Consider the following 24,993-nt stretch of genomic DNA (forward strand, 5'->3'; position numbering starts at 1 on the left):
GCACTTGTTGCACGGGCTCGCGTCCACTTTGTGGTTCCCGACAGACGATCGGGAATCAAACTGAATACACCGCTCTGCCCATTCGTGGGCAGCAGCCGGAACATGTTTGAGACCAGATTGATGGTCGAGAGTGTTCCGGTGGTCATAGCGAGAGGGAAACGCCCGGTCACATTCCGAACCCGGAAGCTAAGCCTCTCAGCGCCGATGGTACTGCAAGGGGGACCTTGTGGGAGAGTAGGACGCCGCCGGACTTAACGTAAGAAGATGTGGCCATCGGCCCTCCATCGTGAATTCGCAGGGGAGACCCTCGTTCACGGTGGTGGCCGGTGGCCATTTCTGTTTTGCCGCTCGTCGCTCGACGTCGGCTCCGGTTCGTGATGGACTGGAGCTCGAACGTCGGTCCGACCGACGCGGCACCCAACACAACGACACAGCGGACGAACGCCCGGCCTTCGGCTCGGGCACGCGATGAGGAGCAACGGTGGCGAACGACGACGAGCGGCGGAACGACGGCGACCGGGGAGACCGACCCCGACGGGACGACCGAGCCCCTCGACGCGACGGAGGTCCGCGTGGAGACGCTGCGAGCGGAGGCCGTTGGTCGTCCGGTCCACGGGACTTCGAACGCCGTGAGGGCGACCGCCGTGACCGTCCTGAGCGCTCCGACCGTCCGTTCCGCGACGGCGCTGCACGTCGCGACAGTGCGCCGCGGAGCGGTGGCGACCGTCCGTTCCGCTCCGGAGACCGTGACGATCGTCCGTCGTGGCGGAGCGATCGCAGCGATTCCGGCCGTCCGCCGCGCGGCGACGGCCCCCGCGGCGCTGAGCGTCCGAGCCGCGACGGGGACCGTCCGTTCCGGTCAGACCGCCCCGCGCGGGACGGCGACCGTCCCGCCTACCGTGGTGGTTCGGATCGTCCGCGTCGTGATGGTGACCGCCCCGCGTACCGCGGTGGGTCGGACCGACCCGACCGTCCCGCCCGTCCCGCCCGCGATGGCGATCGTCCTGCTCACCGTGGTGGTTCGGATCGTCCGCGTCGTGATGGTGACCGCCCGTACCAGGGTGGTTCGGATCGTCCGCGTCGTGATGGTGACCGCCCCGCGTACCGCGGTGGGTCCGACCGTCCTGCTCGCGATGGAGACCGCCCGTACCGCGGCGGCTCTGACCGCCCGGCTCGTGATGGCGACCGTCCGTCGTACCGTGGCGGTTCATCGGACCGTCCGCGTCGTGACGGCGACCGTCCCGCGTACCGCGGCGGCTCTGACCGTCCCGCGTACCGCGGTGGCTCCGACCGTCCGGCCCGCGACGGCGACCGTCCGGCCCGCGACGGCGACCGTCCGCCTCGTGACGGCGACCGTCCGTCCTTCCGGGGTGCTTCGGACCGTCCGGCCCGTGGTGGCGACCGCCCGCGTCAGGACGGTGGCGACGACCGACGCCGCTTCGGCGACGGGACGCGTCACGCCGGCGCACGGTTCGGCGAGGCAGCCCGCGACGACTGGGAAGACCGCGACCCGTACGGCACGAAGTCGATCCGCCCGCGCCACGACGACCCGGACATCCCCGACGAGATCGATGCGCGCGACCTCGACCCCGCAGCGCGCATGGAGCTGAAGACGCTCAGCAAGGACAACGCTGACTGGGTCGCCCGGCACCTCGTGGCCGCGGCGCTGTTCGTCGACGAGGACCCCGCTCTGGCGAACGAGCACGCTCTGAGCGCCGCTCGCCGTGCCGGTCGCGTCGGTGTCGTCCGCGAGACCGCTGCGATCACGGCGTACCGCCTGGGGGACTTCGCGACCGCGCTGCGCGAGCTCCGCACCTACCGGCGCATCTCCGGCCGCAACGACCAGCTCCCGATGATGGTGGACTGCGAACGAGGCCTCGGCCGCCCGGAGCGCGCGCTCGAACTCGGCCGTTCGGTGGAGCGTGCCGCGCTCGACGCCGCCGTACAGGTCGAACTCGCGATCGCGATGTCCGGCGCACGCATCGACCTCGGGAACCCCACAGCTGCCCTGGGCGAGCTGGAGATTCCACAGCTGGACCCGTCCACGGCCTACACGTGGTCACCGGCGCTCTACAGTGCTTACGCGGCCACGCTCGAAGAGCTCGGCCGCCAGGACGAGGCCGACGAGTGGTGGGCCCGTGTCGACCGTGCGGCAACGGCTCTCGCCGAAGCCGCCGACGAGAACGCTTGGGAGACAGTTGATGTGGTCGAGGAAACGCTCGAAGTCGAAGAACACGGAGACGCCGGCGAGCTCGACGACACCGACCAGCTCGACGACGACGCCGACCTCGACGACGACGACGAGCCAGCCCTCGCCGAGCCCGACGTCGTCGGCGAACCCGGCGACGCCGACGAGCCCGGCGAGCTCGACGACGACAACCCCCGCGACGTCGACGGCTCCGCAGCCGACTGACGTCCCGACCGCGCCGACGGACGGCGTCGACGTGGTGCTCACGGACCTCGACGGCGTCGTCTACCGGGGGCGGAACGCGATCCCGCACGCGGTCGAGGCGCTCACACGGGCCTCGCTGACCGCACGGGTCGGGTACATCACCAACAACGCGTCCCGACGACCGATCGACGTCGCCGAGCACCTCGAGCGCTACGGGCTCGAGGTGTCCGAGGACGACGTCGTCACGTCGTCGCAGGCGGGCGTGCAGCTCCTGTCGACGCTGGTGCCCGCCGGCGCGACGGTGCTCGTCACCGGTGGGCTGGGACTGTCGAGCATCGTCGAGGCCGCCGGCTTCACGGTGACGACCAGTGCCGAGGACTCCCCGGCCGCGGTCATCCAGGGCTTCTCCCCGGACCTCGGGTGGAAGGAACTGGCCGAGGCGTCGTTCGCGTTGGCCGACCCGGCGATCCCGTGGGTCGCCACGAACATGGACTGGTCGATCCCGGTCGAGCGCGGCATCGCCCCCGGCAACGGCACGCTCGTGTCCGCGGTCCACCAGGCCGTGGGGAGGATGCCCGTGGTCGCCGGTAAGCCGGAGCGCCCGATCTTCGACGCCGCGGTCGAGCGGTTCGGCGGCGGGAAGACACTTTTCATCGGCGACCGTCTCGACACCGACATCAAGGGAGCGAACGACGTCGGGATCCCGAGCGTCCTCGTGCTCACGGGCATCGACCAGGCGAAGCAGGTGCTCGCGGCCGATCAGCGCTCGCGTCCGGTGTTCGTGCTCGAGGACCTCCGTGGTCTGTCCGAGCCCTACCCGGTGACCGTCCGGCGGCAGGACGAGGACGGCACGCGGTACGTCAACGTCGGCAGCGCCACCGTGGCGATGCGGGGACACGTGGTGCGGGTGCTCGACGCGGGCAGCGACATCGATCGGCTCCGCGCCGGCGCTGCGCTGATCTGGGAGTCCGGTCTGGCCATCTACGGCCTCGACGTGGACCCGCAGCTGTACGGCGGCGAGTAGCGTGTCGGACGTGCCGAACCCCGAGCAGCCGTCCGCCGACCTGGAACCGCAGGACGAGTTCGCCGCGCGCACCTCGGCGGCCGAGACCCTGCCGCTCGTCGAACGTGCAGACGCGTTCTCGGCACTCCACGACGAGCTGCGCACGCGGCTCGAGAGCGGCGGCACCGCGAGTGCCTGAACCGGACGGAGCCGTGCCCGACGCGACCCCGGTCCGCCTCGACGCCCTGCTCGCGACACGTGGCCTCGCGCGTTCGCGCACCGCTGCCACCAAGCTCATCCAGGACGGCCGGGTGACGGTCGACGGTCGTCCTGTCGTGAAGCCCTCCACCCCGACCTCGCCGGCTGCCGGCATCGTGGTCGACGCGGCCGACGAGTGGGTCTCCCGCGCTGCCCAGAAGCTGGTCGGAGCGCTCGATGCGTTCGGCGTCGACCCGTCCGGCCGTGTGGTGCTCGACGTCGGTGCGAGCACGGGTGGCTTCACGCAGGTGCTCCTGGCCCGTGGTGCTCGCCGGGTCATCGCGCTCGACGTCGGGCACGGGCAACTGCACCCGACGATCGCCGTCGACGAGCGTGTCGCCGTGGTCGAGGGCACCAACGCCCGCAGCCTGACCCGGTCGGACTACCTCGCGCTCGACGGCGCCGCAGCCGAGACGACCCTGGTGGTCGGCGACCTGTCCTTCATCTCGCTCCGGCTCGTGCTGCCCGCCCTGGCCGACGCCGTCCCCGCCGACGACTTCGTCCTGTTGGTGAAGCCGCAGTTCGAGGTCGGTCGCGGCGGGGTGCGCGAGGGCATCGTGCACGATCCAGCACTCCGAGACGACGCCCTGATGAACGTCCTGTGGGCCGCATGGGACCTGGGCTTCGGGACCACCGGGCTCGCGGCGTCGCCCATCATCGGGACGCACGGGAACCACGAGTACCTCGCGCGCTTCCAGCGTGGTGTCGGTGGCAATCCGACAGAATGGAGAGTCCGGGCAACCGAACTCACAGAGGGGACCGCATGAGCGACGACCGGCACATCCTGCTCGTCTCCCACACGGGTCGCCGTGACTCGATCGACGCTGCGGTCGAGGTCTGCGACCTCCTGCACGCCGCCGGTCTGATCCCGGTGATGCCGTTCGACGAGTACGCCGACATCCGGCGGGCCGAAGCTTCGGTGGGGCAGGTCGACATCCTGGGCGTCGACGTCCAGGCGGACCAGCTCGAGATCGTCATCGTGCTCGGCGGCGACGGCACGATCCTGCGTGCGGCCGAACTCGTGCGCGAGACGCGGGCGCCGATCGTCGGCGTGAACCTCGGGCACGTGGGCTTCCTGGCGGAGAGCGAGCGGGACGCCCTCGCCGAGACCGTCGAGCGTGCGCTGTCGGGTGAGTACCACGTCGAGGAGCGCGTCACCCTGCAGGTCGACGTGGTCGTCGGCAACCAGATCGTCTACTCGAGTTGGGCGCTCAACGAGGCCACCATCGAGAAGGCCTCGCGCGAGCGCATGCTCGAAGTGGTGACCGAGGTCGACGGTCGCCCGCTGTCCTCGTTCGGGTGCGACGGCGTCGTCGTGTCGACCCCCACCGGGTCCACGGCGTACTCGTTCTCCGGCGGCGGTCCCATCGTCTGGCCCGACGTCGACGCCCTGCTGATGGTGCCGCTCAGCGCGCACGCCCTGTTCGCCCGCCCGATCGTGGTGGGCCCGGACTGCACGCTCGCGATCGAGGTCCTGCGGCGCACGAGCGGTGTCGGGGTGCTGTGGTGCGACGGCCGCCGGACGCACGACCTGCCGCCGGGCGCTCGCGTCGAGGTCCGACGGTCGCCGGACCCCGTGCGGGTCGCGCGCCTCAAGGACGCTCCCTTCACCGACCGGTTGGTCGCGAAGTTCCGGCTCCCGGTCACCGGGTGGCGCGGGCCGCAGACCGACGAGGACGAGGACCACCTGTGACCGGCCGAGGCGAGGAGCACCACCGATGATCGAGGAGATCGCGATCCGTGACCTCGGGGTCATCGGCGAGACCACGCTCGAACTCGGTCCGGGGTTCACCGTCGTCACGGGCGAGACCGGTGCCGGCAAGACCATGATCGTCACGGCCCTCGGGCTGTTGCTCGGTGCTCGGGCGGACGCCGGTTCTGTCCGCCGTGGTGCCTCGAGCGCCGTGGTCGAGGGCCGGTGGAACGTCCCCGAGCACGCTGCCGTCGCCGAACGCGTCGAGGACGCCGGCGGCGCGGTGGAGGACGGCGAACTGATCCTCACGCGCACGGTCTCGGCCGAGGGGCGCAGCCGTGCGACCGTCGGGGGCCGCAGCGCTCCCGTCGCCGTGCTCGGTGAACTCGCGGACCAGCTCGTGACGGTGCACGGCCAGTCCGACCAGATCCGACTGACCTCGTCGACCGCGCAGCGTGCGGCGCTCGACGGCTTCGGCGGGGCGGCCCTCGAGAAGGCCCTGAACCGGTACGTCGCCGCGTACGACGCGTGGCAGCAGCACACGGGCGAACTCGAGACACTGACGCGCGACCGCGACGAGCGGGTGGCCGAAGCCGACCGGATCCGCGCTGCCTCGGACGAGATCGAAGCGGCCGACCCGCAGCCCGGCGAGGACGTCGAGCTCGCCGAGCGCGCCGACCGGCTCGGCAACCTCGAGGAACTCCGGCTGTCCGCGGCCCTGGCGCACGAGGCCCTGTCCAGCGAGTCCCTCGACGGCGTCTCCGACGTCGTCGGCCTGGTCGAGTCCGCCCGACGCGCCGTCGAGCGGGTCGCCGACTCCGACGCCGCCCTGCAGCCCGTGCTCGAACAGCTCACGGAGCTCGGCATCCAGGCGGCCGAGGCCTCGGCGAGCATCTCCAGCTACCTCGGCTCGCTCGAGCCCGAGGCCGGTCACGACCTCGAGCTCATCAACGAACGGCGCGCCCTGCTCGCCGGCCTCACCCGCAAGTACGGCGAGACCGTCGACGACGTCATCGACTACGGGCAGCGGGCGAGCGACCGCCTGCTCGAGCTGGACGGCGACGACGACCGCATCGCCGCCCTCCAGCAGTCCGTCGAACAGGACGAACAGGCACTCGGGGTGGCCGCGGCCGCGTTGACCGCTGCCCGCACGAAGGCGGCAGCGGACCTCGCGAAGCGCGTCACGACCGAGCTGAAGACGCTCGCGATGGCCGGCGCCACCCTGGTGGTCGAGGTCACCGATGCGGGGGAGTACCGCCGACACGGACGCGACCAGGTGTCGATCCTGCTGCAGCCGCACTCCGGCACCGACCCCCGACCGATCGGCAGGGGGGCATCGGGCGGCGAGCTGTCGCGCGTGATGCTCGCGATCGAGGTCGTGATGGCCGGCAGCACGACCGTGCCGACGTTCGTCTTCGACGAGGTCGACGCGGGCGTGGGCGGTGCCGCGGCGATCGAGATCGGCCGTCGGCTGGCGAAGCTCGCCGAGCGCACGCAGGTCATCGTCGTCACCCACCTGGCGCAGGTCGCGGCGTTCGCGAACAACCACCTCAACGTGGTGAAGGACGCCAGCGGCGCCGTGACCTCGTCGAGTGTGCGACGGCTCGAGGGCGACGACCGCCTGCAGGAGATGGCGCGGTTGCTCTCGGGGCTCGGCGACAGCGCGAGCGGCGTGGAACACGCCCGCGAACTGCTCGACGTGGCCGGCCAGACGGCCTGACCTGCCACACGGCCGCAAGCAAGCACGCGCGCACGCAAGCACGCAGGCAAGCACGCAGGCAAGCGCGCAGGCAAGCACGCAGGCAAGCACGCGCGCCCACGCGCGCACGGCCCGAACACCCGGCCACCCACCCCGCGCAACGCCCACGGCGAACCCGGGTCGCGCCTCCCGGCAGTTCTGACGTACGATGGAATCCCGTGGCGGACACTCTCAGCAGCGGTACCCAGGCAAACACCCCGACCCCGAAGGTGACGAAGCAGATCTTCGTGACCGGCGGGGTCGTCTCGTCTCTCGGCAAGGGCCTGACGGCAGCCAGCCTCGGCAATCTCCTGACGGCTCGCGGCCTCAAGGTCGTCATGCAGAAGCTCGACCCGTACCTCAACGTGGACCCGGGCACCATGAACCCGTTCCAGCACGGCGAGGTCTTCGTGACCGACGACGGTGCGGAGACGGACCTCGACATCGGACACTACGAGCGCTTCCTCGACATCAACCTGGCGCAGTCGGCGAACGTCACGACCGGCCAGGTGTACTCGACGGTGATCGCCAAGGAGCGTCGCGGCGAGTACCTCGGTGACACCGTGCAGGTCATCCCGCACATCACCGACGAGATCAAGCGTCGGATGCGCGAGCAGGCGGAGAACGACCCGCAGCCCGACGTCATCATCACCGAGGTCGGCGGCACCGTCGGCGACATCGAGTCGCAGCCGTTCATCGAGTCGGCGCGCCAGGTGCGCCACGAGCTCGGCCGCAACAACGTGTTCTTCGTGCACGTGTCGCTCGTGCCGTTCATGAACGCCTCGGGTGAGCAGAAGACGAAGCCGACGCAGCACTCGGTCGCCGCGCTCCGCTCGATCGGCATCCAGCCCGACGCCCTCGTGCTGCGGTCGGACCGCCCGGTGTCGGACTCGAACAAGAAGAAGATCGCGCTGATGTGCGACGTCGACGAGGACGCCGTGGTGAACGCCGTGGACGTCCCGTCGATCTACGACCTGCCGACGCTGCTGAACAACCAGGGCCTCGACCAGGTCATCGTCGACGCGCTCAAGCTCGAGGCCGGCCCGGTCGACTGGACCGCGTGGACCCCGGTGCTCCGTGCCGTGCACGAGCCGAAGAAGGACGTCACGATCGCCCTCGTCGGCAAGTACATCGACCTGCCGGACGCCTACCTGTCGGTCACCGAGGCGCTCCGTGCCGGCGGCTTCGCGCACGACGCGAAGGTGACGCTGAAGTGGGTCGTCTCCGACGACTGCACCACTCCCGAGGGCGCTGCGAAGCAGCTCGGCGACGTCGACGGCATCTGCATCCCCGGCGGGTTCGGCGTGCGCGGCATCGAGGGCAAGCTCGGCGCGCTGCGCTTCGCCCGTGAGCAGGGCATCCCGACGCTCGGCCTGTGCCTCGGCCTGCAGTGCATGGTCATCGAGTACGCCCGCCACGAGGCCGGCCTGACCGACGCGTCGAGCACCGAGTTCGACCCGGAGACCTCGACGCCGGTCATCGCGACCATGGCGGAGCAGGTGGACATCATCGCCGGTGGCGACCTGGGCGGCACCATGCGCCTCGGCCTGTACCCGGCGACGTTCAGCTCCGGGTCGTTGGCCGAGTCGCTCTACGGTGCGCCCGAGGCGTCCGAGCGCCACCGTCACCGCTACGAGGTCAACAACACGTACCGGCAGCAGATCGCGGACGCCGGCCTGGTGTTCTCGGGCACGTCGCCCGACGGAACCCTGGTCGAGTACGTCGAGCTGCCGCGTGACGTGCACCCGTTCTACATCGCGACGCAGGCGCACCCGGAGCTGCGCTCGCGTCCGACGAACGCGCACCCGCTGTTCGCGGGGCTCGTCGCGGCCGCGATCGAGCGCCACGAGGCGTCCAGCCTGTTCGACCCGCAGAACGAGGAGCAGGTCGCGTAACGCGCGTTGTCGATGACGGGAGGCGCGGTGCCAGCTGGCACCGCGCCTCCCGTCCGTCTGTGGTCGCGCCCACGGAACCTGGTTCCGGACACGGAACCACGGAACGACGCGGTGCTGTGTCCGGAACCTGGTTCCGCGAGGGGCGCGTGCTTGGATGGTTGCGTGACTGACGCACCCATCGCTGACGAAGCCGCCTCGTTCGAGGTCACCGAGTCCACCGTCGTGTACGAGGGCGCCGTCTGGGACGTGCGCCGCGACGCGATCGCATACCACGACGAGACGATGGTGCGGGAGTACATCGACCACACCGGTGCAGTCGCGGTCTACGCCGAGGACGACGAGGGCCGTGTCCTCGTGATCCAGCAGTACCGACACCCGGTTCGGGTGCGCGACTGGGAGCTGCCGGCCGGGCTGCTGGACGTCGAGGGCGAGGACCTCCAGGTCGCTGCCGCTCGCGAACTCGCTGAAGAGGCCGACCTCGAAGCGGACACGTGGGAGCCGCTGGTCCGGTACAACACGTCGTCCGGCGGGAGCAACGAGTTCCTGCAGGTCTACCGCGCCCGGGGCGTGCGGCCCACGACGACGGCGTTCGAGCGCGAGGCCGAGGAGGCCGACATCGTGAAGCGGTGGGTGCCGCGGGCCGAGCTGGTGGAGGCGATCCTCGACGGTCGGCTGCACAACTCCGGGCTGGTCGTGGCCGTGCTCGCGGTGGATGCGCTCGAGCGAGGCCGCGCATGAGCCTGCGAGAACTGGTCGACGCGGCGACGTGGACGCACGAGCCCGAGGCCGTGGAGTTCGACGGCGACGTGCTGCGCGTGACCGCGGTCGAGGGCAGCGACGCCTGGCGGACCACGTCGTACGGGTTCGTCCACGACTCCGAGCACGCGCTGGTGCAGCCCCTCGACGGGTCGTTCTCGGTCGAGGCATCGTTCGTCCTCGACTACACGGAGCAGTTCGACCAGGCCGGTCTCTTCCTGCGCGTCGACGAGCGGAACTGGATCAAGGCCGGTGTCGAGTTCTCCGACGGGACGCCGCAGCTCGGCGCCGTGGTGACCCGTGACTTCTCGGACTGGTCGGTCGCGCCCGTGCCGGAGTGGGTGGGACGTGTGGTGACCGTCCGGGCCAGCCGCGACGGTGATGCCGTGACCGTCCGGGCGTGGGCCGACGACGAGGAACCCCGGCTGGTGCGGGTTGCGTACCTCGATCCCGATGCTGCCGTGTCGGCCGGACTGTTGTGTGCAGCTCCGACGCGAGCCGGCCTGACCGTGACGTTCACCGGGTACCGGGTCGGGGCCCCCGACGAGGCACTGCACTGACGGGCTGTCGTCGCGCGGTCCGTCGTCCGGCGTTCGGTGTGCTGCCCGCTAGCCTGCTCAGGTGATGCCCCTCGACCGTGCCACGGAGACGTACCTGCGGCACGTCGCGATCGAGCGGGGACTGTCACAGCACACGCTGTCGGCGTACCGGCGTGACCTGGCGGTGTTCACCTCGTGGTTGGCGACGGCTCCGGTCGTCGAGTCCGACGGTGCCGACCGCGCCGGCGGGGCGTCTGCGATCGACGACGTCGGGCGGCTCGCTCGGGCAGACGTGTCGGAGTTCGTGACCTACCTGGCGACGAAGCCGGACGGTCCGCTGGCGCCGAGGTCGATCGCCCGGATGCTCAGCTCGGTGCGCTCGTTCACGGCCTTCGCGGCGGGGGAGGGCTGGCTGCCGCTCGACCCCGGCACCGCCGTCCGGCCGCCGAAGGCCCCGATGCGGCTGCCGAAGGCGATCTCGGTGGAGGACATGGAGCGGCTGCTCGGAGCGGTGTCGACGGACGGCTCTGCGGATGGTTCCGCAGACGGCGCTTCCGGTGTGGACGACCCCGTGCGGCTGCGGGACAAGGCGTTGCTCGAACTGCTCTACGCCACCGGCGCGCGGATCTCCGAGGCGGTGGGGTTGTCGGTGGACGACGTGACCACGCTGTCCGACGACTCGGCTCCGGACGCCGACGGTCTCGCCGTCGTGAAGGTCACCGGCAAGGGGAACAAGCAGCGGGTCGTGCCGCTCGGCAGCTTCGCCCGGGCGGCGATCGACGCCTACCTGGTGCGGGCCCGGCCGGTGTTCGCGGCACGAGGGGCCTCGACGCCGGCGCTGTTCCTCGGCGCGCGGGGTGCCCGGCTGTCGCGGCAGAGCGCGTGGCTCGTGATCCAGTCGGCGGCCGAGGCGGCGGGACTCGAGGCGCATGTGTCGCCGCACACGTTCCGGCACTCGTTCGCGACGCACCTGCTCGAGGGCGGTGCCGATGTGCGCGTGGTGCAGGAGTTGCTCGGGCACGCGAGCGTCGCGACGACCCAGATCTACACGATGGTCACGGCGGACATGCTGCGGGACGTGTACCAGACGGCGCATCCGCGGGCGCGGCGGTAGGTCTCGTCGCGGCGGAAGGGTCTCGCCCACGAAGGCGAGACCCTTCCGCCACGCATCAGTTCGAGTGCCCCCGGCGGCGACGCGTCCGATGGCCGAACGAGGCCCAGGCGAGGAACATCCCGGTCAGGAGACCGAACATCCCGACACCGAGGAGGCGCAGCTCGACGTCGGAGATCCCGTCCGGCATCACGCTGACCAGCCATCCGAACCAGAGGACGATCGGCAGGACACGCAGGAGCCTCGAGGTCCAGCGATCGGTGAATTCCCCGGCCGTGGACAAGGCGAACCCGACGAAGAGTCCGACCAACATGGGCGCGATCATCGGCTCAGCACTTCGGGAACGTCGGCCACCACTGGGCGATGACGCCGGGGAGCCCCGCCAGGTGGAGTTTCACGCACTTGCCCCCTGCGAGCTGTGCCGTGCTGAACGCGGCGAGCACACCGCAGGTGACCGTTAGTGCCCGCAGTATCGGTACGGGTGACTTGGAGAAGAGCGCGGCGCAGCTCGCGACCGTCCCGACGACCGTGGCGCTCTCTGCTCGGTTGAAGGTGACGGTCCAGTAACCGGGGAACGTGCTGTAGCGCGGATCGGCGACGACCGGATAGGCCGTCCGCGAATCGACTTGGATGTTCTGGACCAACGTTGCCCCGTCGACCCGGTAGCTCGTCGGCAGAGCTCGTCCGCTCGCATCGACCGCCCACGGTGCGTCGATTCCGGCGATCAGACCACCGTTGCCGTCGCTCACACTCACCCGCCCGTCCTCGAGGAGCACCAGTTCGACATCGTCGTTGAACGCCCAGCTCGCACTGGACGATGCCGGAGCGCTCATCACCGCTGCGTACCGTGTCGAGTTCTCATCGAGCCGGTCCGCTGTGTACTGGACGCCGGCCTCGTGGTCCGAGTTCGGGCCGGGGGTGATGGTGGTACCCGATGATGTGCCCGGGGCCGCTGAGGGGGCACCCGATGCGAGCACCGCAGGGCTGTCCGGAAGGAAATCGTCGGCGAGGCCAAGCGCGCGCTCCGCAGCCTCGACGGCCCGGATCGTTTGATCCTCTCCGAGGGGAGCCGCTGCGGCTGGTGTTGCGGACAGGAGCGCACACCCCAGCACGACCGACGACATGGCCGCGAGAGCAGATGCCCCGCGCGTCCCGAGCTTGTTCATGGTTCTCCCTCCAGTACGGCGTCAGTGCCGTACTGGAATACTGCATGATGGATCTAAGAGTCCTCAACCCCTGGCAATCCTTTGCCATCGGTGAGACTGATCGACGCCCCGGTCAGAAGAGGTGGAACTGCGTCGACGCCGCCACCGCGCCCGTCGCGACCGCGACCACCAAGGCGCTCGAGGACGCGCTCCTCGCCGCGACCGCCCACCCGCCGGTCGCACCGGGGCGGACGACACCGACGAGCCCGCACACGAGAGCGAGCGCGCTGCTGACACCAAGCGGGTTGATGAGGATCGACGTCAGGGCCAGCAGCACCGCGAGCACCGTGAACACGCACAGCCGGCGGTCGCGACCGCCGCCGGACGCCCACGCGTGGGTCCGGATCGATGCCGTGTGCACGGAGAACGAGGGGCCGACAGGTACGACGACGATCGGCAGGACCGGTTCCGGAGCACTCGGCAGGACACGGGTCGCGGCACCCCAGGCGTGACCGTCCCACCAGCGGAGACGACTGGCGTCCTGCGGGTCCGGGAACCAGCCTGCGGCCGGCAGTGTCACGGGGACTCCTCGAGGTGCGGCGGATGGTGCTCCTCGACGGTAGGGGACGCCGCCCCGCCGCCACAGTCCCAAGGCGGGTGTCGGCACAAGTGCGGACACCCGGCGGTGCGCTACGGTCGGCTGGTGACCGCGAGCCTGGACGACTTCTGGAACGAACGGCGCGACGAGGCTCCGGAACTGCCGGCCGAGGTGCCGGAGGCGTGGTCGTTCGGTGCCGCTCCGGAGCAGGCAGACGAGCTGCTCGGCCTGGTGCTCCGCGGGGTCAAGGACGGCACAGCGTCAGCGCTCTGGGACTACGAGGCGACGGGGGACCCGCTCCCCGCGACCGGGGAGTGCAGCATCGTGACCGACGGTGCCGGTGTGCCCCGGGCCGTCATCGAGACGACGGACGTCCGGATCGTCCCGTTCGACGCGGTCGGGGCCGAGCACGCGCGCGCCGAAGGCGAAGGAGACCGGACTCTCGAGCACTGGCGGACGGTGCACGAGGCGTACTGGCGTGAGCACTCCGAGGACCCGCGCGGCTTCGAACCGGACATGCCGGTGGTCTGTGAACGCTTCCGGCTGATCTGGCCGACGCCGTAGACGCAGCCGCCGACCGTCAGCGCCTGACCGAGCAGATCAGGCCGGGACGGGTGCCGCGTCGACCTCGGTGAACACGTCCTTGACGGCGGCGAGCAGCCGCGCGTTGAAGTCGACGCCGAGCTGGTTCGGCACCGTGACGAGCACGGTGTCGGCAGCGCGGACGGCCTGGTCGGCCGCGAGCTTCGCGACGAGGTCCTCGGGTGAGCCGATGTACGAGCGGCCGAAGCGGGCGAGCCCGCCGTCGAGGTGTCCGACCTGGTCCTGCCCCTCGACCTGCGCGCGGACGCCGAAGTAGTGCCGCGACTCGTCGTCGATGATCGGGATGATGCTGCGGGAGACGGAGACGCGCGGGGTCCGCTCCCAGCCTGACTCCGCCCATACCCGGCGGAAGCGTTCGATCTGCTCGGCCTGCAGTTCATCGAACGGCACGCCGGTGTCCTCGGTGAGCAGGGTCGACGACATCAGGTTCATGCCCTGCTCGGCGGTCCACTCGGCGGTGGCTCGTGTGCCGGCGCCCCACCAGATGCGGTCGCCGAGCGAGTCGGAGAGCGGGGAGATCGGCAACGATCCGACCGAGCCGGTCATCTGCGGGTTGGCGTTCGCCATCGGTTCGCCGGCGATGGCGCGACGGAACACGCTGGTGTGCGCGCGGGCCATGTCGGCGCCGTTCTCGTCGGACGCGTCCGGCACGTAGCCGAACTGCTGGTAACCGGCGAGGGCGGTCTCGGGTGAGCCACGGGAGACGCCGAGCTGCAGTCGTCCGCCGGAGATCAGGTCGGTCGCCGCGGCCTCCTCGGCCATGTAGAGCGGGTTCTCGTAGCGCATGTCGATCACGCCGGTCCCGATCTCGATGCGGCTGGTCTTCGCGGCGATCGCGGACAGCAGGGGGAACGGTGCCGCCTGCTGCGGTGCGAAGTGGTGCACGCGGAAGTAGGCGCCGTCGACGCCGGCCTCTTCGGCAGCGACCGCGAGGTCGATCGCCTGCACCAGGGACTCACGCCCGCTGCGCACCTTCGACCCCGGCACATCGCGCCAGTGTCCGAACGACAGGAACCCGATCTTCGTCATGTCGATGCAAACGCATCCGGAGAGTCGGGCATTCCGTCACGACTACGGTGTCCGCCATGGACGACCCCCGCACCGCGCTCGACACGGAACGCGCCCGCAACGTACGGCTGCTCGTCGACGTCGAGCGGAGCATGCGCGACGTCAGTGACGCCCGCCAGGACGCCAACTCCGACGACGAGCACGACCCCGAGGGCGCGACCCTCGCGTGGGAGCGCGGCTCGCTCGGCGCCGTCCGCGACGCGGCCCGGCAGCGGATCGAGCAGGTGGACGCCGCGCTCGCGCGGCTCGACGCCGGCACCTACGGAACCTGCGCGGTCGGCGGCGAACCGATCCCAGCGGCCCGACTGGCCGCCGTCCCGTGGGCCGCGACGTGCGTCGCCCACGCGTGACGGGCCTCCCGGCGGACACCCGCTGACGGACGGGAGGCGCGGCGCATCCCCGCCACACGTCCTCCGTCACGCGCACCGCGCGTCCACCGCGTGCGCCGCGGATTCCCAGCCGCACGCCCTACGTTTTCGGCATGGACGGCGACGCGAACGACGGACCCGGCGAGAGCCGGACCGACGGTGCGCCGCGTCAGCGCTTCCAGTGGTTCCACGACATGCGGACCTGGATCCACGCCAGGCCGCACCTGCACCTGTTCTACAAGGTCCTCGTCGGCATCGTCGGCGGGCTGGTCGTCATCATCGGACTCATCCTGGTGCCGCTGCCCGGGCCGGGATGGCTCGTGGTGTTCATCGGACTCACGGTGCTGGCGAGCGAGTTCCACTTCTTCCACAAGATCATCGTGTGGCTCAAGGCGCAGCTGCACCGCTTCTGGGACTGGGCCAAGCGGCACGGACCGAAGCGGCTGCGTGATGCTGCCGACCGGGGCAAGGCCGACGTCGACGCCGCCCACACGGGTGCTGCGCGGACGGTCGGGGTGCGCGCTCGTGGACGGGCGCGCGGCGCGAACTCGGCGCACCCGGGGCGCTGAGTCGGCCCGGCGCGTCCGGCACCGTGCCGTGTTGGTCACTGCGTGCGAGGTTGATGGCTCCGTGCGGCGCTGTACGCGCGCACTGAGCGAGCAACCTTGCACGGGATGACCAACCTCGCACCGTGCGCCTGGCGCGCGCCGCCCGCCGAGCGGACGGCCCGCTACTCCGCCGCGACGCGGATCGAGCCGGTGGCGGTGCGCTCGATGACCTCGGCGGCCTGCTCCTCGACGGCGGCCGCGTCCTTCGACGTCAGCTGCAGCACGAGCGCGACGACGGCCGCGAGGACGATGAACCCGCCGTACCCGGCGATGACGGGGACGAGTCCGATCGACGGTTCGAGCAGCCCACCGATGACGGCGGGGACCCCGAACGCCAGGTAGCTGACGACGTAGATCGTCGAGAGCAGTCCGGCGCGGTGGGTCGGTGCCGCGGTCGCGAGCAGCATCCGCAGCGGTGCCTGGAACCCGGCACCGAAGCCGACACCGGCGATCGCACTGCCGACGACGAGGCCGGGCAGGGAGTGGGCCATCACGAACGCCACGGTCACGATCGGGCCGAGCACCAGGGCGACGAGCCCGACGAGCACGGCGCGACGAGCGTCCATCCGCTGCGTCGCGAGCCCGGTCAGTGCACCGACGCCCGTGACGACGGCGATGAGTGCGCCGGCCGCGAAGTGGTTCGTGATGCCGAACACCGCACCGAGGGCCGAGGGGACGAGCGAGAGGAACATGCCGCCGAGGGCCCAGCTGGCGACGAGGGAACCGACGACCCCGCGGAAGAGCCGACGCGAGCTCCGCGGCACGCTGATCGTCGGGCGCAGCGAACGGAGCGCTCCGGGGCGCCGCTGGACCTGCTCGGGGACCACGAACAGTGCCAGCACGAGGAGCACGAGCAGTGCGCCGAAGACCAGGTAGACGAGCTGCTCCGGCGCCGGACCCCACTGCACGAGTGCACCGCTCGACATCGCACCGGTGGCGAGTGCGATCGGCGGGATGACACCGTTCAGCACGCCGGCCAGGGTCGGGTGCCGCTCGAGTGAGTTGTCGATGAGGGCCGCTCCGAGCGCACCGATCAGGAGCCCGACGGAGACGCCCTGCACGATGCGGTCGACGATGAGCGCGCCGACGCCGTCCGCGATCGCGAACAGTCCGAGCGACAGGGCGACGCCCAGGCCTCCGGCGACGAGCACGGGTTTGCGGCCGACGTGGTCGGACAGTCGGCCGGCGATCAGCAGACTCGCGAGCAGCCCGGCGACGTAGATGGCGAAGACGCCGGTCAGCATCAGTGGCGTGAGGTGCCACTCAGCGGCGTAGACCGGGTAGATCGGCGAGGGGACCGCGGACGACGCGACCGACACCAGGAGCATCGCCGCGAGGATCCAGAACCCGGCGACCGAGCGAGCTGACTGCTGCATGAGCATCCTTCCGATGGTCCGTTGTACGACTGCATTCGTACCGCAGTCCGCAGTACGACGCAAGTCGTACAGCAAGCCGAACGGTGGTAGCGTCCCGTCCATGCCCGCGCACGTCGATGCCCCCGAGCGGCTGCCCCAGCCGTCCGCGGTCGAGATGGACCTCCCCGTCGTCCTGGACGCCCTGAGCGACCCGATCCGGTTGGCGATCCTGCACCGCTACCTCGTCGACGCCGCCGGTGGTGAACGGAGCTGCGGCTGGGTCGGGATCGACCGACCGAAGTCCACGCTCACCCACCACTTCCGGGTCCTGCGCGAGGCCGGACTGCTCGAACAGCACCTCGAGGGCCTGACCCGCATCAGCCGGGTCCGGATCGAGGACGTGCAGCAGCGGTTCCCGGGGCTGCTCGACCTGGTGCTCGACTGGCAGGTGCCCGCGGCGCTGCTCCGCGACGGGATCGAGTCGTGAGCACGGTACCCGGCGCGGGTGCCGGCGCCGGGGACTCCGTGCACACGCTCCCCGACATCGGGGCCGCGCCCGCCGTGACGACGGCGCTCGCCGCGGACCTCGACGCCGCCGGCTTCACCGTCGACCGGGTCGACGCACTCTGGGGGACCGAAGCGGCCGCATCGCTGCACCGGGGGTCGCGAGTGGCGGCCCTCCGTGCCCTGGCTGCTCGAGAGACATCCCCGCTCGGCACCCTCGCCACCCTGTTCGTGCTCGGACTGCCGACGTCCCGCGCGGACGCCGCAGCCGCGTTCCCGACCGCCGGGCTCGACGCCGTGATCACGGCCGGGCTGCTGACGGGCGTCGGAGACGACGTCCGCCCGACGGTCGACCTGCGCCCCTACGCCTTCGTCGACGACCTCGGCGCCGGCAGCTGGTGGATCGTCTCGGACCTCGGCGAACTCGCCCTCGGCCACGCGATCAGCGAGGAGCACGTCCTCGGCATCGGCGGCGCCACCACCACGCTGAGCGGTCTGCAGCTGCCCGTCCCCGTCCGCACGGTCCTCGACCTCGGCACCGGCTGCGGGATCCAGGCCATGCACGCCCGACGCTTCGCCGAGCACGTGGTCGCCACCGACATCTCGCGCCGCGCCCTCGACATCGCCCGGTTCAACGCGCAGCTCAACGGCATCGACGGGATCGACTTCCGGTACGGCTCCCTCTTCGAGCCCGTCGCGGGGGAGCGGTTCGACCGCATCGTGTCGAACCCGCCGTTCGTCATCACACCCCGCCGGCCGGGCGTCCCCTCGTACGAGTACCGCGACGGCGGCATGGTCGGCGATGCGCTGGTCGAGACCGTGCTCCGTGGCCTGTCCGAGCACCTCGAGCCCGGTGGGACCGCGCAGCTGCTCGGCAACTGGGAGTACCACTGGGGCGTCGACGGGCTCGACCGTGTGCGCAGCTGGTTCGCGGACACCGACCTCGACGTGTGGGTCATCGAGCGCGAGCGCCAGGACCCCACGTCGTACGCCGAGACCTGGATCCGCGACGGCGGCACGAAGCCCGGGACGCCCGAGTTCGACACGCTCATGGGCGCCTGGCTCGACGACTTCGCGGACCGCCGCGTCACCGGCGTCGGCTTCGGGTACGTCGTGGTGCGTCGAGCCCTGCCAGGAGGAACGGCGAGCCTCCGCCGGTTCGAGCGCGTCCCCGAGACGCTCGGCTCCAACCCCGCCGGGCTCGGCGCCACGGTCGCTCGCGTCCTCGACGCGGCCGCGTGGCTCGCCGCGCACGACGACGTGGCGCTCGCCACGGCGCACCTGACGGTGGCGGGTGACGTCACCGAGGAGCGCTACTACTGGCCGGGCAACGACGACCCCACGGTGATGACGCTCGTGCAGGGCGGCGGACTCGGACGGCGGGTGGACGCGGACACGGCGCTCGCTGCGTTCGTCGGAGCCTGCGACGGGGACTTGTCCGTCGCAGCGATCGTCGGCGCACTGGCTCAGATCACGGGTGTCGACGAGCAGGTGCTCGCCGCCGACCTGTTGCCGGCGGCGCGCGACCTGGTGCTCGACGGGCTGCTGCTGCCGGCCTAGCGAAGGGGCGGCTCAGCGGCGGACGCGGGCGCTGCTAGCGGCCGTCGCGCCAGCTGTGCTCGGGGGCGTAGCCGAGCAGCTCGCGGGCCTTCTCGGACGACAGCAGCGAGCTGACGCCGTCGATGTCCGCGCGACGCTCGATGTCGGGCACGTAGCGCTCGACGAGCTCGATCGTCGGGGTGTCCATCACGGTGTCGGGGCTCGCGATGACGAACGCCTCGAACCCGGTGAGCTCGGCCTCGACGGCCTTGCGGACCGCCTGGGCGCCGTCACGCGAGTCGATGTAGGACCACAGGTTGAAGGTCTTCGCCTCGGGGGTGGCGTCCCACGGGAACGCCGGGTAGTCGGTCTCGTCCATCACGTTCGAGAACCGCAGGCCGATCATCTTCAGCTCCGGGTCCCAGCGGGTGAAGTGGCGGGCCATCTCCTCTTCGACCGCCTTGCCGAGCGAGTACGACGACTGCGGGCGGACCGCGAACTCCTCGTCGACGGGCAGGTAGGGCGGGTGGTGCTCGCCCATCGGGATGCCGAGCAGGGTCTCGCTCGACGCCCACACCAGGTTCTTGATCTTCGCGGCGCGTGCGGCGTGGAAGACGTTGATCGACGCCGTCACGTTGTTCGTGATGAGCGCCACGTCGGGGACCTGCCCCGGAGCGGGCACGGCCGCGAGGTGCACGACGGCGTCCACGTGGTCGTACCGGTCGTCGATGCCGAGCAGGGCGTTCAGGACCTGGCCGTAGTCGGTCAGGTCGATCCGGACGAACTGCACGCCCTCGGGCTGGTCGGCCGAGGGCACGCGGTCGAGCAGCACCACGTCGTACCCGTGCGCATCGAGGTCGCGCACCACCGCTCGTCCGAGCTTGCCGCTGCCGCCGGTCACCACTACACGCGTCATCGCGTCACTCCACATCGTCGTCGGGTCGCCCTCCGGGCACGCCCCATCCTGCCCGGCGCCGCCTGACCCGACCAGGCCCTGTCCGTACCCCGCTGTCCGGCGGGGGAGCGTCAGGCGGTGGGGGCGACCTGGGCGATCGCGAGCCGGGCGACGAGCTCGACGTGCTGCGCCATGTCCCGCGACGGGTCGAACAGCCACTGGATCTGCATGCCGTCGGACACCGCGAGCAGCACGCTCGTCAGTTCCTCGGCATCGACGTCGGCGCGGAGCCGTCCGTCCTGCTGCATGGTGCGGAAGTCGGCGGACAGGTCGCGACGGCTGCGCTCGTAGCGCTCTTGGAAGTACGCGTGCGCGGGGTGCTCGGGGTCGGTCGCAGCTGCGGCGGAGAGGTTGACGAACATCTGCACCAGGCCGGGGACCTCGGCGTTGTGCCGGACGATCGCGGCGAGCAGGGCGGCCGGGTCCGGCGCCTGCCAGTCGTGCTGCAGGTCCATCTCGTCGCGTCGCCGCAGGATCTCGACCCAGAGCTCGTCCTTGGAGTCGAAGTAGTGCAGCAGGCCGGCCTGGGTCAGCCCGACGGCGTCGGCGATGTCCTTGATGCTGGTGCGGCGGAACCCCTGCGAAGCGACGAGGTCGAGCGCGACCGTGAGGATCTCCTCGCGCTTCGCGATGCCCTTCGCGTACGAACCCCGTCGTGCCATGGCAGGACTGTACCGCTCGGAGTGCACACAGAAAACCTAGCCGCACTTGGTTTTGGTGTTACCGTGGGCGGAGCCGCCGACGAAGGCGTGCGAGTCACCGGTGCAGGTGGCGTACCCGAGAAGAGGTTGCAGTGGCCAACGACGCCCTGACCGTCAACGACACCCCGACCGCAGTCGCACCCACGCGCGGCCGAGGTGCCCCGCTCATGTACACGCTCGGCATGCCGATCGCGATGCTCGGCCTGTACATCGCGCTGCTGCCGCCGGTGCTGGTCGCCATGGCGCTCAAGGTCGCCGAGATCGCGCCGGACAACCAAGCGGGTGTGCTCGGCCTGGCACTCGGTGTCGGCGCGTTCGCCGCGATGGTCGCCAACCCCCTGGCCGGTCGCTTCAGCGATCGGACTGCCGGGAGGCTCGGCATGCGTCGTCCGTGGATCATCGGCGGCACCGTGGTCGGCTTCGCGGGCCTCGTGGTCGTCGCGACGACCACCTCGACCGTCGTGCTCGTCCTCGCGTGGGGCGTCACGCAGATCGCCTACAACGCCACGATCGCCGCCATGACCGCGGTCCTGCCGGACCACGTCACGCGGTCCCAGCGCGGCCGGGTCGCGGCGCTGCTCGGGCTCTCCCAGAACCTCGCGCTCGTCGGCGGCACGTTCCTCGTGCAGCTCTTCTCGACCTCGGCGACGCAGATGATCATCCCCGGCGCGATCGGGTCGATCGTCGTCGTGCTCTACGCGCTCGTGTTCCGCGACCGCGTGCTCACCAACCGGCCCACGTCGAAGCTCGGCATCGGGCAGGTCTTCGGCTCGTTCGTCTTCAACCCCGTGAAGCACCCGGACCTCGGCTGGGCCTGGCTCACCCGGTTCCTGATGGTCGCCGCGCAGTACACCGCGGTGAGCTACCTGACGTACTTCCTGCGGGACGACATCGGCGTGGACCCGGACCACGTCGCGAACGCGGTGTTCCAGGGCACGCTGTGGAACGTCGTCGGCATCGTGCTCACGTCGCTCATCGCCGGCTGGCTGTCGGACAAGCTCGGCCGCCGCAAGCTGTTCGTCGCGATCGCGGGCATCGTCGGCGTGGTCGGGCTCGTGATCATCGCGCTCGCGCCGTCGCTCGGCATGGTCCTGGTCGGCGAGTTCGTGATGGGTGCCGGCATGGGCGTCTTCTACGCCGTCGACCTGGCGCTCATCACCGACGTGCTGCCGTCCGACGAGGACAACGCGAAGGACCTCGGCGTCGTCAACATCGCGCAGGCCCTGCCCCAGTCGATCGTGCCCGCGGCGGCCCCGGGCGTCATCGCCCTGACCGGCGGGTACAGCGGCTTCTTCATCACCGGTGCCGTCGTCGGACTGCTCGGCATCGTCTCGGTGTCCCGCATCCGCGGCGTGCGCTGACCACGCTTCCCCAGGCTCTGAACGAAAGGACCGACCACCGTGACTACCGTGAACGACGTGACCACTGCCTCCAGTACGGCCGAGCGCATCGACGCGCTCGTCGACCAGCTGACCACCGACGAGAAGGTGCAGCTCCTGACCGGGCGCGACTTCTGGACCACCTGGCCCATCGAGAAGATCGGGCTGCGCCGGATCCTGATGTCGGACGGCCCGTCGGGCGTCCGTGGTGAGGTCTGGGACGAACGCGACCCGTCGCTGAACCTGCCCTCGGCGACCGCGCTGTCGGCGTCCTGGGACCGCGCGATCGCGAAGCGCTACGGCGCCGCAGCAGCCGTCGAGGCACGCCGCAAGGGCGTCGACGTCGTCCTCGGCCCGACCATCAACCTGCACCGCTCGCCGCTCGGCGGCCGGCACTTCGAGGCGTTCAGCGAGGACCCGGTCCTGACCGGTGACCTGGCTGCGTCGTACGTCGACGGTGTGCAGGAGAACGGCGTGGCCGCGACCCCGAAGCACTACATCGCGAACGACTACGAGACCGACCGCTTCACCGCGTCGACCGAGGTCTCCGACCGGGCCCTGCGCGAGCTGTACCTGCTCGCGTTCGAGAAGGCCGTGACCGAGGCGCACGCCTGGGCGATCATGTCGTCGTACAACTCCATCAACGGCGTCACCGCGTCGGAGCACGACCTGCTCGAGACGCCGCTGAGCTCGGAGTGGGGCTTCGACGGCATCGTCGTGTCCGACTGGACCGGCGTGCGCTCGGTCGACTCGGCGAAGGTGTCGCAGGACGTCGCGATGCCCGGCCCGAACCAGTGGTGGAGCGAGGGTCCGCTGCTCGCCGCGGTGCAGTCCGGTGCCGTGCCGATCGAGGCGATCGACCGCAAGGTCCGTCGCATCCTGACCCTGGCCGCCCGCGTCGGCGCGCTCGAGGGCTTCGAACCCGTGGCCGCGCGGCCGGTGCACGTCGAGGACGGCGTCGCCTTCGTCCGCGAAGCCGAGGCCGAGGGCACCGTCCTCGTCCGCAACACCGGCGTGCTGCCGCTCGACGCGCCCGCCGTGTCCCGCATCGCCGTCATCGGCCACAACGCCGACCAGGCCCGCACGCAGGGTGGTGGCTCGGCCACGGTCGTGCCGTCGCAGGTCGTCTCGCCGCTCGACGGGATCCGCTCGGCGTTCCCGGGCGCCACGGTCGACTACGCGATCGGTGCCGTCGTGCAGGAGGGCATCGCGGAGTTCCCGCTGTCCACCATCACGAACCCCGGTACCGGCGAGCCCGGCGCCCGCGTCGCCTTCGTCAAGGACGACCAGGAACTGTACGTCGAGGACCGCCGCGCCACGGCACTGTTCTGGTTCGGCGGCGACGCCCCCACGCGGGAGGCCGACCGGCTCGACATCACCACGACCTACACCGCGCCGTCCTCCGGCACCGTGCGGATCGGCATCGGGGCGGCCGGCCGGTCGCGGATGTGGATCGACGGGGAGCTCGTGCTCGACGAGGACGTGCCGTTCGAGGGCGACCAGCTCGGCGCGGCGTTCCTCAACCCGCCGGCCCGCTCGGTGCCCGTGTCGGTGACCTCGGGGCAGCAGGTCGCGATCCGCATCGAGTACGACGTCATCCAGGACGAGACCCTCGGCGGCGTGCTCGCGTACCAGTTCGGCACCGAGCCTTCCGACGAGGACCCGTCGGTGCTCATCGATGCCGCGGTCGAGGCTGCCCGCACGGCTGACGTCGCCGTGGTGGTCGTCGGCACGAACTCGAAGGTCGAGTCCGAGGGGTACGACCGCTCGTCGCTCGCACTGCCCGGGCACCAGGACGACCTGGTGCGTGCGGTCGTGGCGGCGAACCCGAACACGGTCGTCGTCGTGAACGCCGGCTCGCCCGTGGAGATGCCGTGGCGGAACGACGTCGCCGCGGTCCTGCTCACCTGGTTCGGTGGGCAGGAGTACGGCAACGCGCTCGCCGACGTCCTGACCGGCGCGCAGGAGCCCGGCGGTCGTCTGCCCACCACCTGGCCGGTCGCGATGGCCGACGTGCCCGTGCTGGACGTCACCCCCGTCGACGGCAAGGTGTCGTACGCCGAGGGCGTCCACATCGGGTACCGCGCCTGGCTCCGTGCCGGTACCACGCCGGCGTACCCGTTCGGGCACGGCCTCGGCTACACCTCGTGGACCATCGACGGCGTGGTCGCGACGCCGACCGTGTCCGAGGGTGACGCGGTCATCGTCACGGCGACGGTCGTGAACACCGGACCGCGCGCCGGCAAGCACGTCGTGCAGGTGTACGCCTCGCGGGAGTCCTCGGCGGTGGACCGTCCGGCGCGCTGGCTGGTCGGGTTCGCCCCGGTCCGCCTCGGCGCGGGGGAGTCGACCGAGGTCTCGATCGAGGTGCCGGCCCGGGCGTTCGCGCACTGGGACGGAGCCTGGCAGTACGAGTCCGGCGCCTTCACGCTGCACGTCGGAGCCTCGGTCACCGACGAGTCCGGGACCGCGGCCCTCGAACTGGAGTGACCATTTCGTCCGGTTTCCGCGCACGGACGACGCCTGTTGAGTAACATCGATGTGCGCCAGTCGGCTGGTTACCGTCGGCGCACGCACCGACTACGGGGTCGCTGGGTGTGCGACTCAGCCTCCTGATCCGGCTGACGATGCCCCAGCTTCCCCGGTGCGTCCAGAATGCGTCCCCGCGTCCGCGCGGGGGCGCATTCGTTCGTCACGAGTGTTTCCGGTCCGGAAGGGCTTCGGCGAACCGGTTGACGGACTTCGTGCGATCCGGGCAAAACGGGTGACGGATGATCAACTTTCT

General features: G+C 70.9%; 25 protein-coding genes and 1 rRNA gene. 19 read left to right on the forward strand and 7 right to left on the reverse strand.

Going from position 1 to position 24,993, the window contains the following annotated elements:
* The first annotated feature begins 134 nt into the window (after window positions 1-134).
* From rrf to ITJ69_RS14630, 12 genes are all read left to right on the forward strand, one after another.
* Window positions 135-251 (forward strand): 5S ribosomal RNA (rrf, locus tag ITJ69_RS14575).
* A 393-nt stretch (window positions 252-644) separates the two neighbouring features.
* Window positions 645-1,610, forward strand: a complete 966-nt coding sequence (locus ITJ69_RS14580) for a hypothetical protein (RefSeq protein WP_194673122.1) — start codon at window positions 645-647, stop codon at window positions 1,608-1,610.
* The gene (locus ITJ69_RS14585; protein ID WP_194673123.1) at window positions 1,601-2,413 is read left to right on the forward strand and encodes a hypothetical protein; all 813 of its coding nucleotides are present in this window, start codon (window positions 1,601-1,603) and stop codon (window positions 2,411-2,413) included. Before ITJ69_RS14580 ends, ITJ69_RS14585 begins: the two co-directional genes overlap by 10 nt.
* A 31-nt stretch (window positions 2,414-2,444) precedes the next feature.
* Window positions 2,445-3,416 (forward strand): HAD-IIA family hydrolase, encoded by a 972-nt coding sequence (locus tag ITJ69_RS14590; protein WP_194673124.1) that lies wholly within the window; start codon window positions 2,445-2,447, stop codon window positions 3,414-3,416.
* A 10-nt stretch (window positions 3,417-3,426) separates the two neighbouring features.
* Complete coding sequence (locus ITJ69_RS14595; protein WP_159572718.1) at window positions 3,427-3,594, forward strand: hypothetical protein; 168 nt, start codon at window positions 3,427-3,429, stop codon at window positions 3,592-3,594.
* Window positions 3,595-3,607: 13 nt separating this feature from the next.
* Window positions 3,608-4,420: a TlyA family RNA methyltransferase gene (locus tag ITJ69_RS14600; protein ID WP_243648996.1), complete on the forward strand. Its 813-nt coding sequence runs from the start codon at window positions 3,608-3,610 to the stop codon at window positions 4,418-4,420.
* The gene (locus ITJ69_RS14605) at window positions 4,417-5,346 is read left to right on the forward strand and encodes an NAD kinase (RefSeq protein WP_111086586.1); all 930 of its coding nucleotides are present in this window, start codon (window positions 4,417-4,419) and stop codon (window positions 5,344-5,346) included. The genes ITJ69_RS14600 and ITJ69_RS14605 overlap by 4 nt, the downstream gene beginning before the upstream one ends.
* Window positions 5,347-5,371: 25 nt before the next feature.
* Window positions 5,372-7,066 carry a DNA repair protein RecN gene (gene recN / locus ITJ69_RS14610; protein WP_194673125.1) on the forward strand — a complete coding sequence of 565 codons (1,695 nt, stop codon included), beginning with the start codon at window positions 5,372-5,374 and terminating at the stop codon, window positions 7,064-7,066.
* A gap of 197 nt (window positions 7,067-7,263) precedes the next feature.
* Window positions 7,264-8,979, forward strand: a complete 1,716-nt coding sequence (locus ITJ69_RS14615; RefSeq protein WP_185094304.1) for a CTP synthase — start codon at window positions 7,264-7,266, stop codon at window positions 8,977-8,979.
* 162 nt (window positions 8,980-9,141) lie between these two features.
* Window positions 9,142-9,717: an NUDIX domain-containing protein gene (locus ITJ69_RS14620; RefSeq protein ID WP_194673126.1), complete on the forward strand. Its 576-nt coding sequence runs from the start codon at window positions 9,142-9,144 to the stop codon at window positions 9,715-9,717.
* Entirely contained in the window at window positions 9,714-10,295 is a 582-nt protein-coding gene (locus tag ITJ69_RS14625; RefSeq protein WP_194673127.1) for a DUF1349 domain-containing protein, read from the forward strand. Before ITJ69_RS14620 ends, ITJ69_RS14625 begins: the two co-directional genes overlap by 4 nt.
* Before the next feature lie 64 nt (window positions 10,296-10,359).
* Entirely contained in the window at window positions 10,360-11,388 is a 1,029-nt protein-coding gene (locus ITJ69_RS14630; RefSeq protein WP_131921372.1) for a site-specific tyrosine recombinase XerD, read from the forward strand.
* Window positions 11,389-11,443: 55 nt separating this feature from the next.
* On the opposite strand, the gene ITJ69_RS14635 is transcribed toward ITJ69_RS14630, so the two are convergent.
* The 3 genes from ITJ69_RS14635 to ITJ69_RS14645 form a co-directional block, all read right to left on the reverse strand.
* On the reverse strand, window positions 11,444-11,698 hold the full coding sequence (locus ITJ69_RS14635) for a hypothetical protein (protein ID WP_194673128.1): 255 nt from the start codon (window positions 11,696-11,698) through the stop codon (window positions 11,444-11,446).
* 16 nt (window positions 11,699-11,714) lie between these two features.
* Entirely contained in the window at window positions 11,715-12,551 is an 837-nt protein-coding gene (locus ITJ69_RS14640; protein WP_194673129.1) for a hypothetical protein, read from the reverse strand.
* A 112-nt stretch (window positions 12,552-12,663) separates the two neighbouring features.
* Window positions 12,664-13,110: a DUF2510 domain-containing protein gene (locus ITJ69_RS14645; RefSeq protein WP_194673130.1), complete on the reverse strand. Its 447-nt coding sequence runs from the start codon at window positions 13,108-13,110 to the stop codon at window positions 12,664-12,666.
* A gap of 120 nt (window positions 13,111-13,230) precedes the next feature.
* Here ITJ69_RS14645 and ITJ69_RS14650 point away from each other — a divergent pair, with 120 nt between their 5' ends.
* A complete protein-coding gene (locus ITJ69_RS14650) occupies window positions 13,231-13,692 on the forward strand; it encodes an ASCH domain-containing protein (protein WP_416354939.1) in 462 nt (153 codons plus the stop codon).
* Window positions 13,693-13,728: 36 nt separating this feature from the next.
* Here the strand turns inward: ITJ69_RS14650 and ITJ69_RS14655 are convergent, their stop codons facing one another.
* Window positions 13,729-14,760 carry an LLM class flavin-dependent oxidoreductase gene (locus ITJ69_RS14655; RefSeq protein WP_228505796.1) on the reverse strand — a complete coding sequence of 344 codons (1,032 nt, stop codon included), beginning with the start codon at window positions 14,758-14,760 and terminating at the stop codon, window positions 13,729-13,731.
* A gap of 56 nt (window positions 14,761-14,816) precedes the next feature.
* Between ITJ69_RS14655 and ITJ69_RS14660 the strand changes: the two genes are divergently transcribed.
* Entirely contained in the window at window positions 14,817-15,149 is a 333-nt protein-coding gene (locus tag ITJ69_RS14660; protein ID WP_194673132.1) for a TraR/DksA family transcriptional regulator, read from the forward strand.
* 131 nt (window positions 15,150-15,280) lie between these two features.
* Entirely contained in the window at window positions 15,281-15,736 is a 456-nt protein-coding gene (locus ITJ69_RS14665; protein ID WP_228505798.1) for a TIGR02611 family protein, read from the forward strand.
* Window positions 15,737-15,897: 161 nt separating this feature from the next.
* Here ITJ69_RS14665 and ITJ69_RS14670 read toward each other — a convergent pair whose 3' ends face one another.
* Complete coding sequence (locus ITJ69_RS14670; RefSeq protein ID WP_123673782.1) at window positions 15,898-17,151, reverse strand: MFS transporter; 1,254 nt, start codon at window positions 17,149-17,151, stop codon at window positions 15,898-15,900.
* Between the two features lie 100 nt (window positions 17,152-17,251).
* On the opposite strand from ITJ69_RS14670, the gene ITJ69_RS14675 reads away from it, so the two are divergent.
* Entirely contained in the window at window positions 17,252-17,617 is a 366-nt protein-coding gene (locus ITJ69_RS14675; protein ID WP_194673133.1) for an ArsR/SmtB family transcription factor, read from the forward strand.
* A complete protein-coding gene (locus tag ITJ69_RS14680) occupies window positions 17,614-19,194 on the forward strand; it encodes a methyltransferase (protein WP_416354938.1) in 1,581 nt (526 codons plus the stop codon). The genes ITJ69_RS14675 and ITJ69_RS14680 overlap by 4 nt, the downstream gene beginning before the upstream one ends.
* A gap of 34 nt (window positions 19,195-19,228) precedes the next feature.
* On the opposite strand, the gene ITJ69_RS14685 is transcribed toward ITJ69_RS14680, so the two are convergent.
* Window positions 19,229-20,089 (reverse strand): NAD-dependent epimerase/dehydratase family protein, encoded by an 861-nt coding sequence (locus tag ITJ69_RS14685; RefSeq protein ID WP_131921376.1) that lies wholly within the window; start codon window positions 20,087-20,089, stop codon window positions 19,229-19,231.
* A gap of 110 nt (window positions 20,090-20,199) precedes the next feature.
* Window positions 20,200-20,790: a TetR/AcrR family transcriptional regulator gene (locus tag ITJ69_RS14690; RefSeq protein WP_123294964.1), complete on the reverse strand. Its 591-nt coding sequence runs from the start codon at window positions 20,788-20,790 to the stop codon at window positions 20,200-20,202.
* 131 nt (window positions 20,791-20,921) lie between these two features.
* On the opposite strand from ITJ69_RS14690, the gene ITJ69_RS14695 reads away from it, so the two are divergent.
* Both ITJ69_RS14695 and ITJ69_RS14700 read left to right on the forward strand, forming a co-directional pair.
* Window positions 20,922-22,190, forward strand: coding sequence for an MFS transporter (locus tag ITJ69_RS14695; RefSeq protein ID WP_323743118.1), 1,269 nt, complete (start codon window positions 20,922-20,924; stop codon window positions 22,188-22,190).
* Between the two features lie 48 nt (window positions 22,191-22,238).
* Complete coding sequence (locus ITJ69_RS14700; protein ID WP_323743125.1) at window positions 22,239-24,698, forward strand: glycoside hydrolase family 3 protein; 2,460 nt, start codon at window positions 22,239-22,241, stop codon at window positions 24,696-24,698.
* Window positions 24,699-24,993: the final 295 nt, after the last annotated feature.

Origin of the sequence: Curtobacterium sp. VKM Ac-2887 (genome assembly GCF_015350935.1) — a bacterium.
In the GTDB taxonomy this organism is placed as follows: Bacteria; Actinomycetota; Actinomycetes; order Actinomycetales; family Microbacteriaceae; genus Curtobacterium.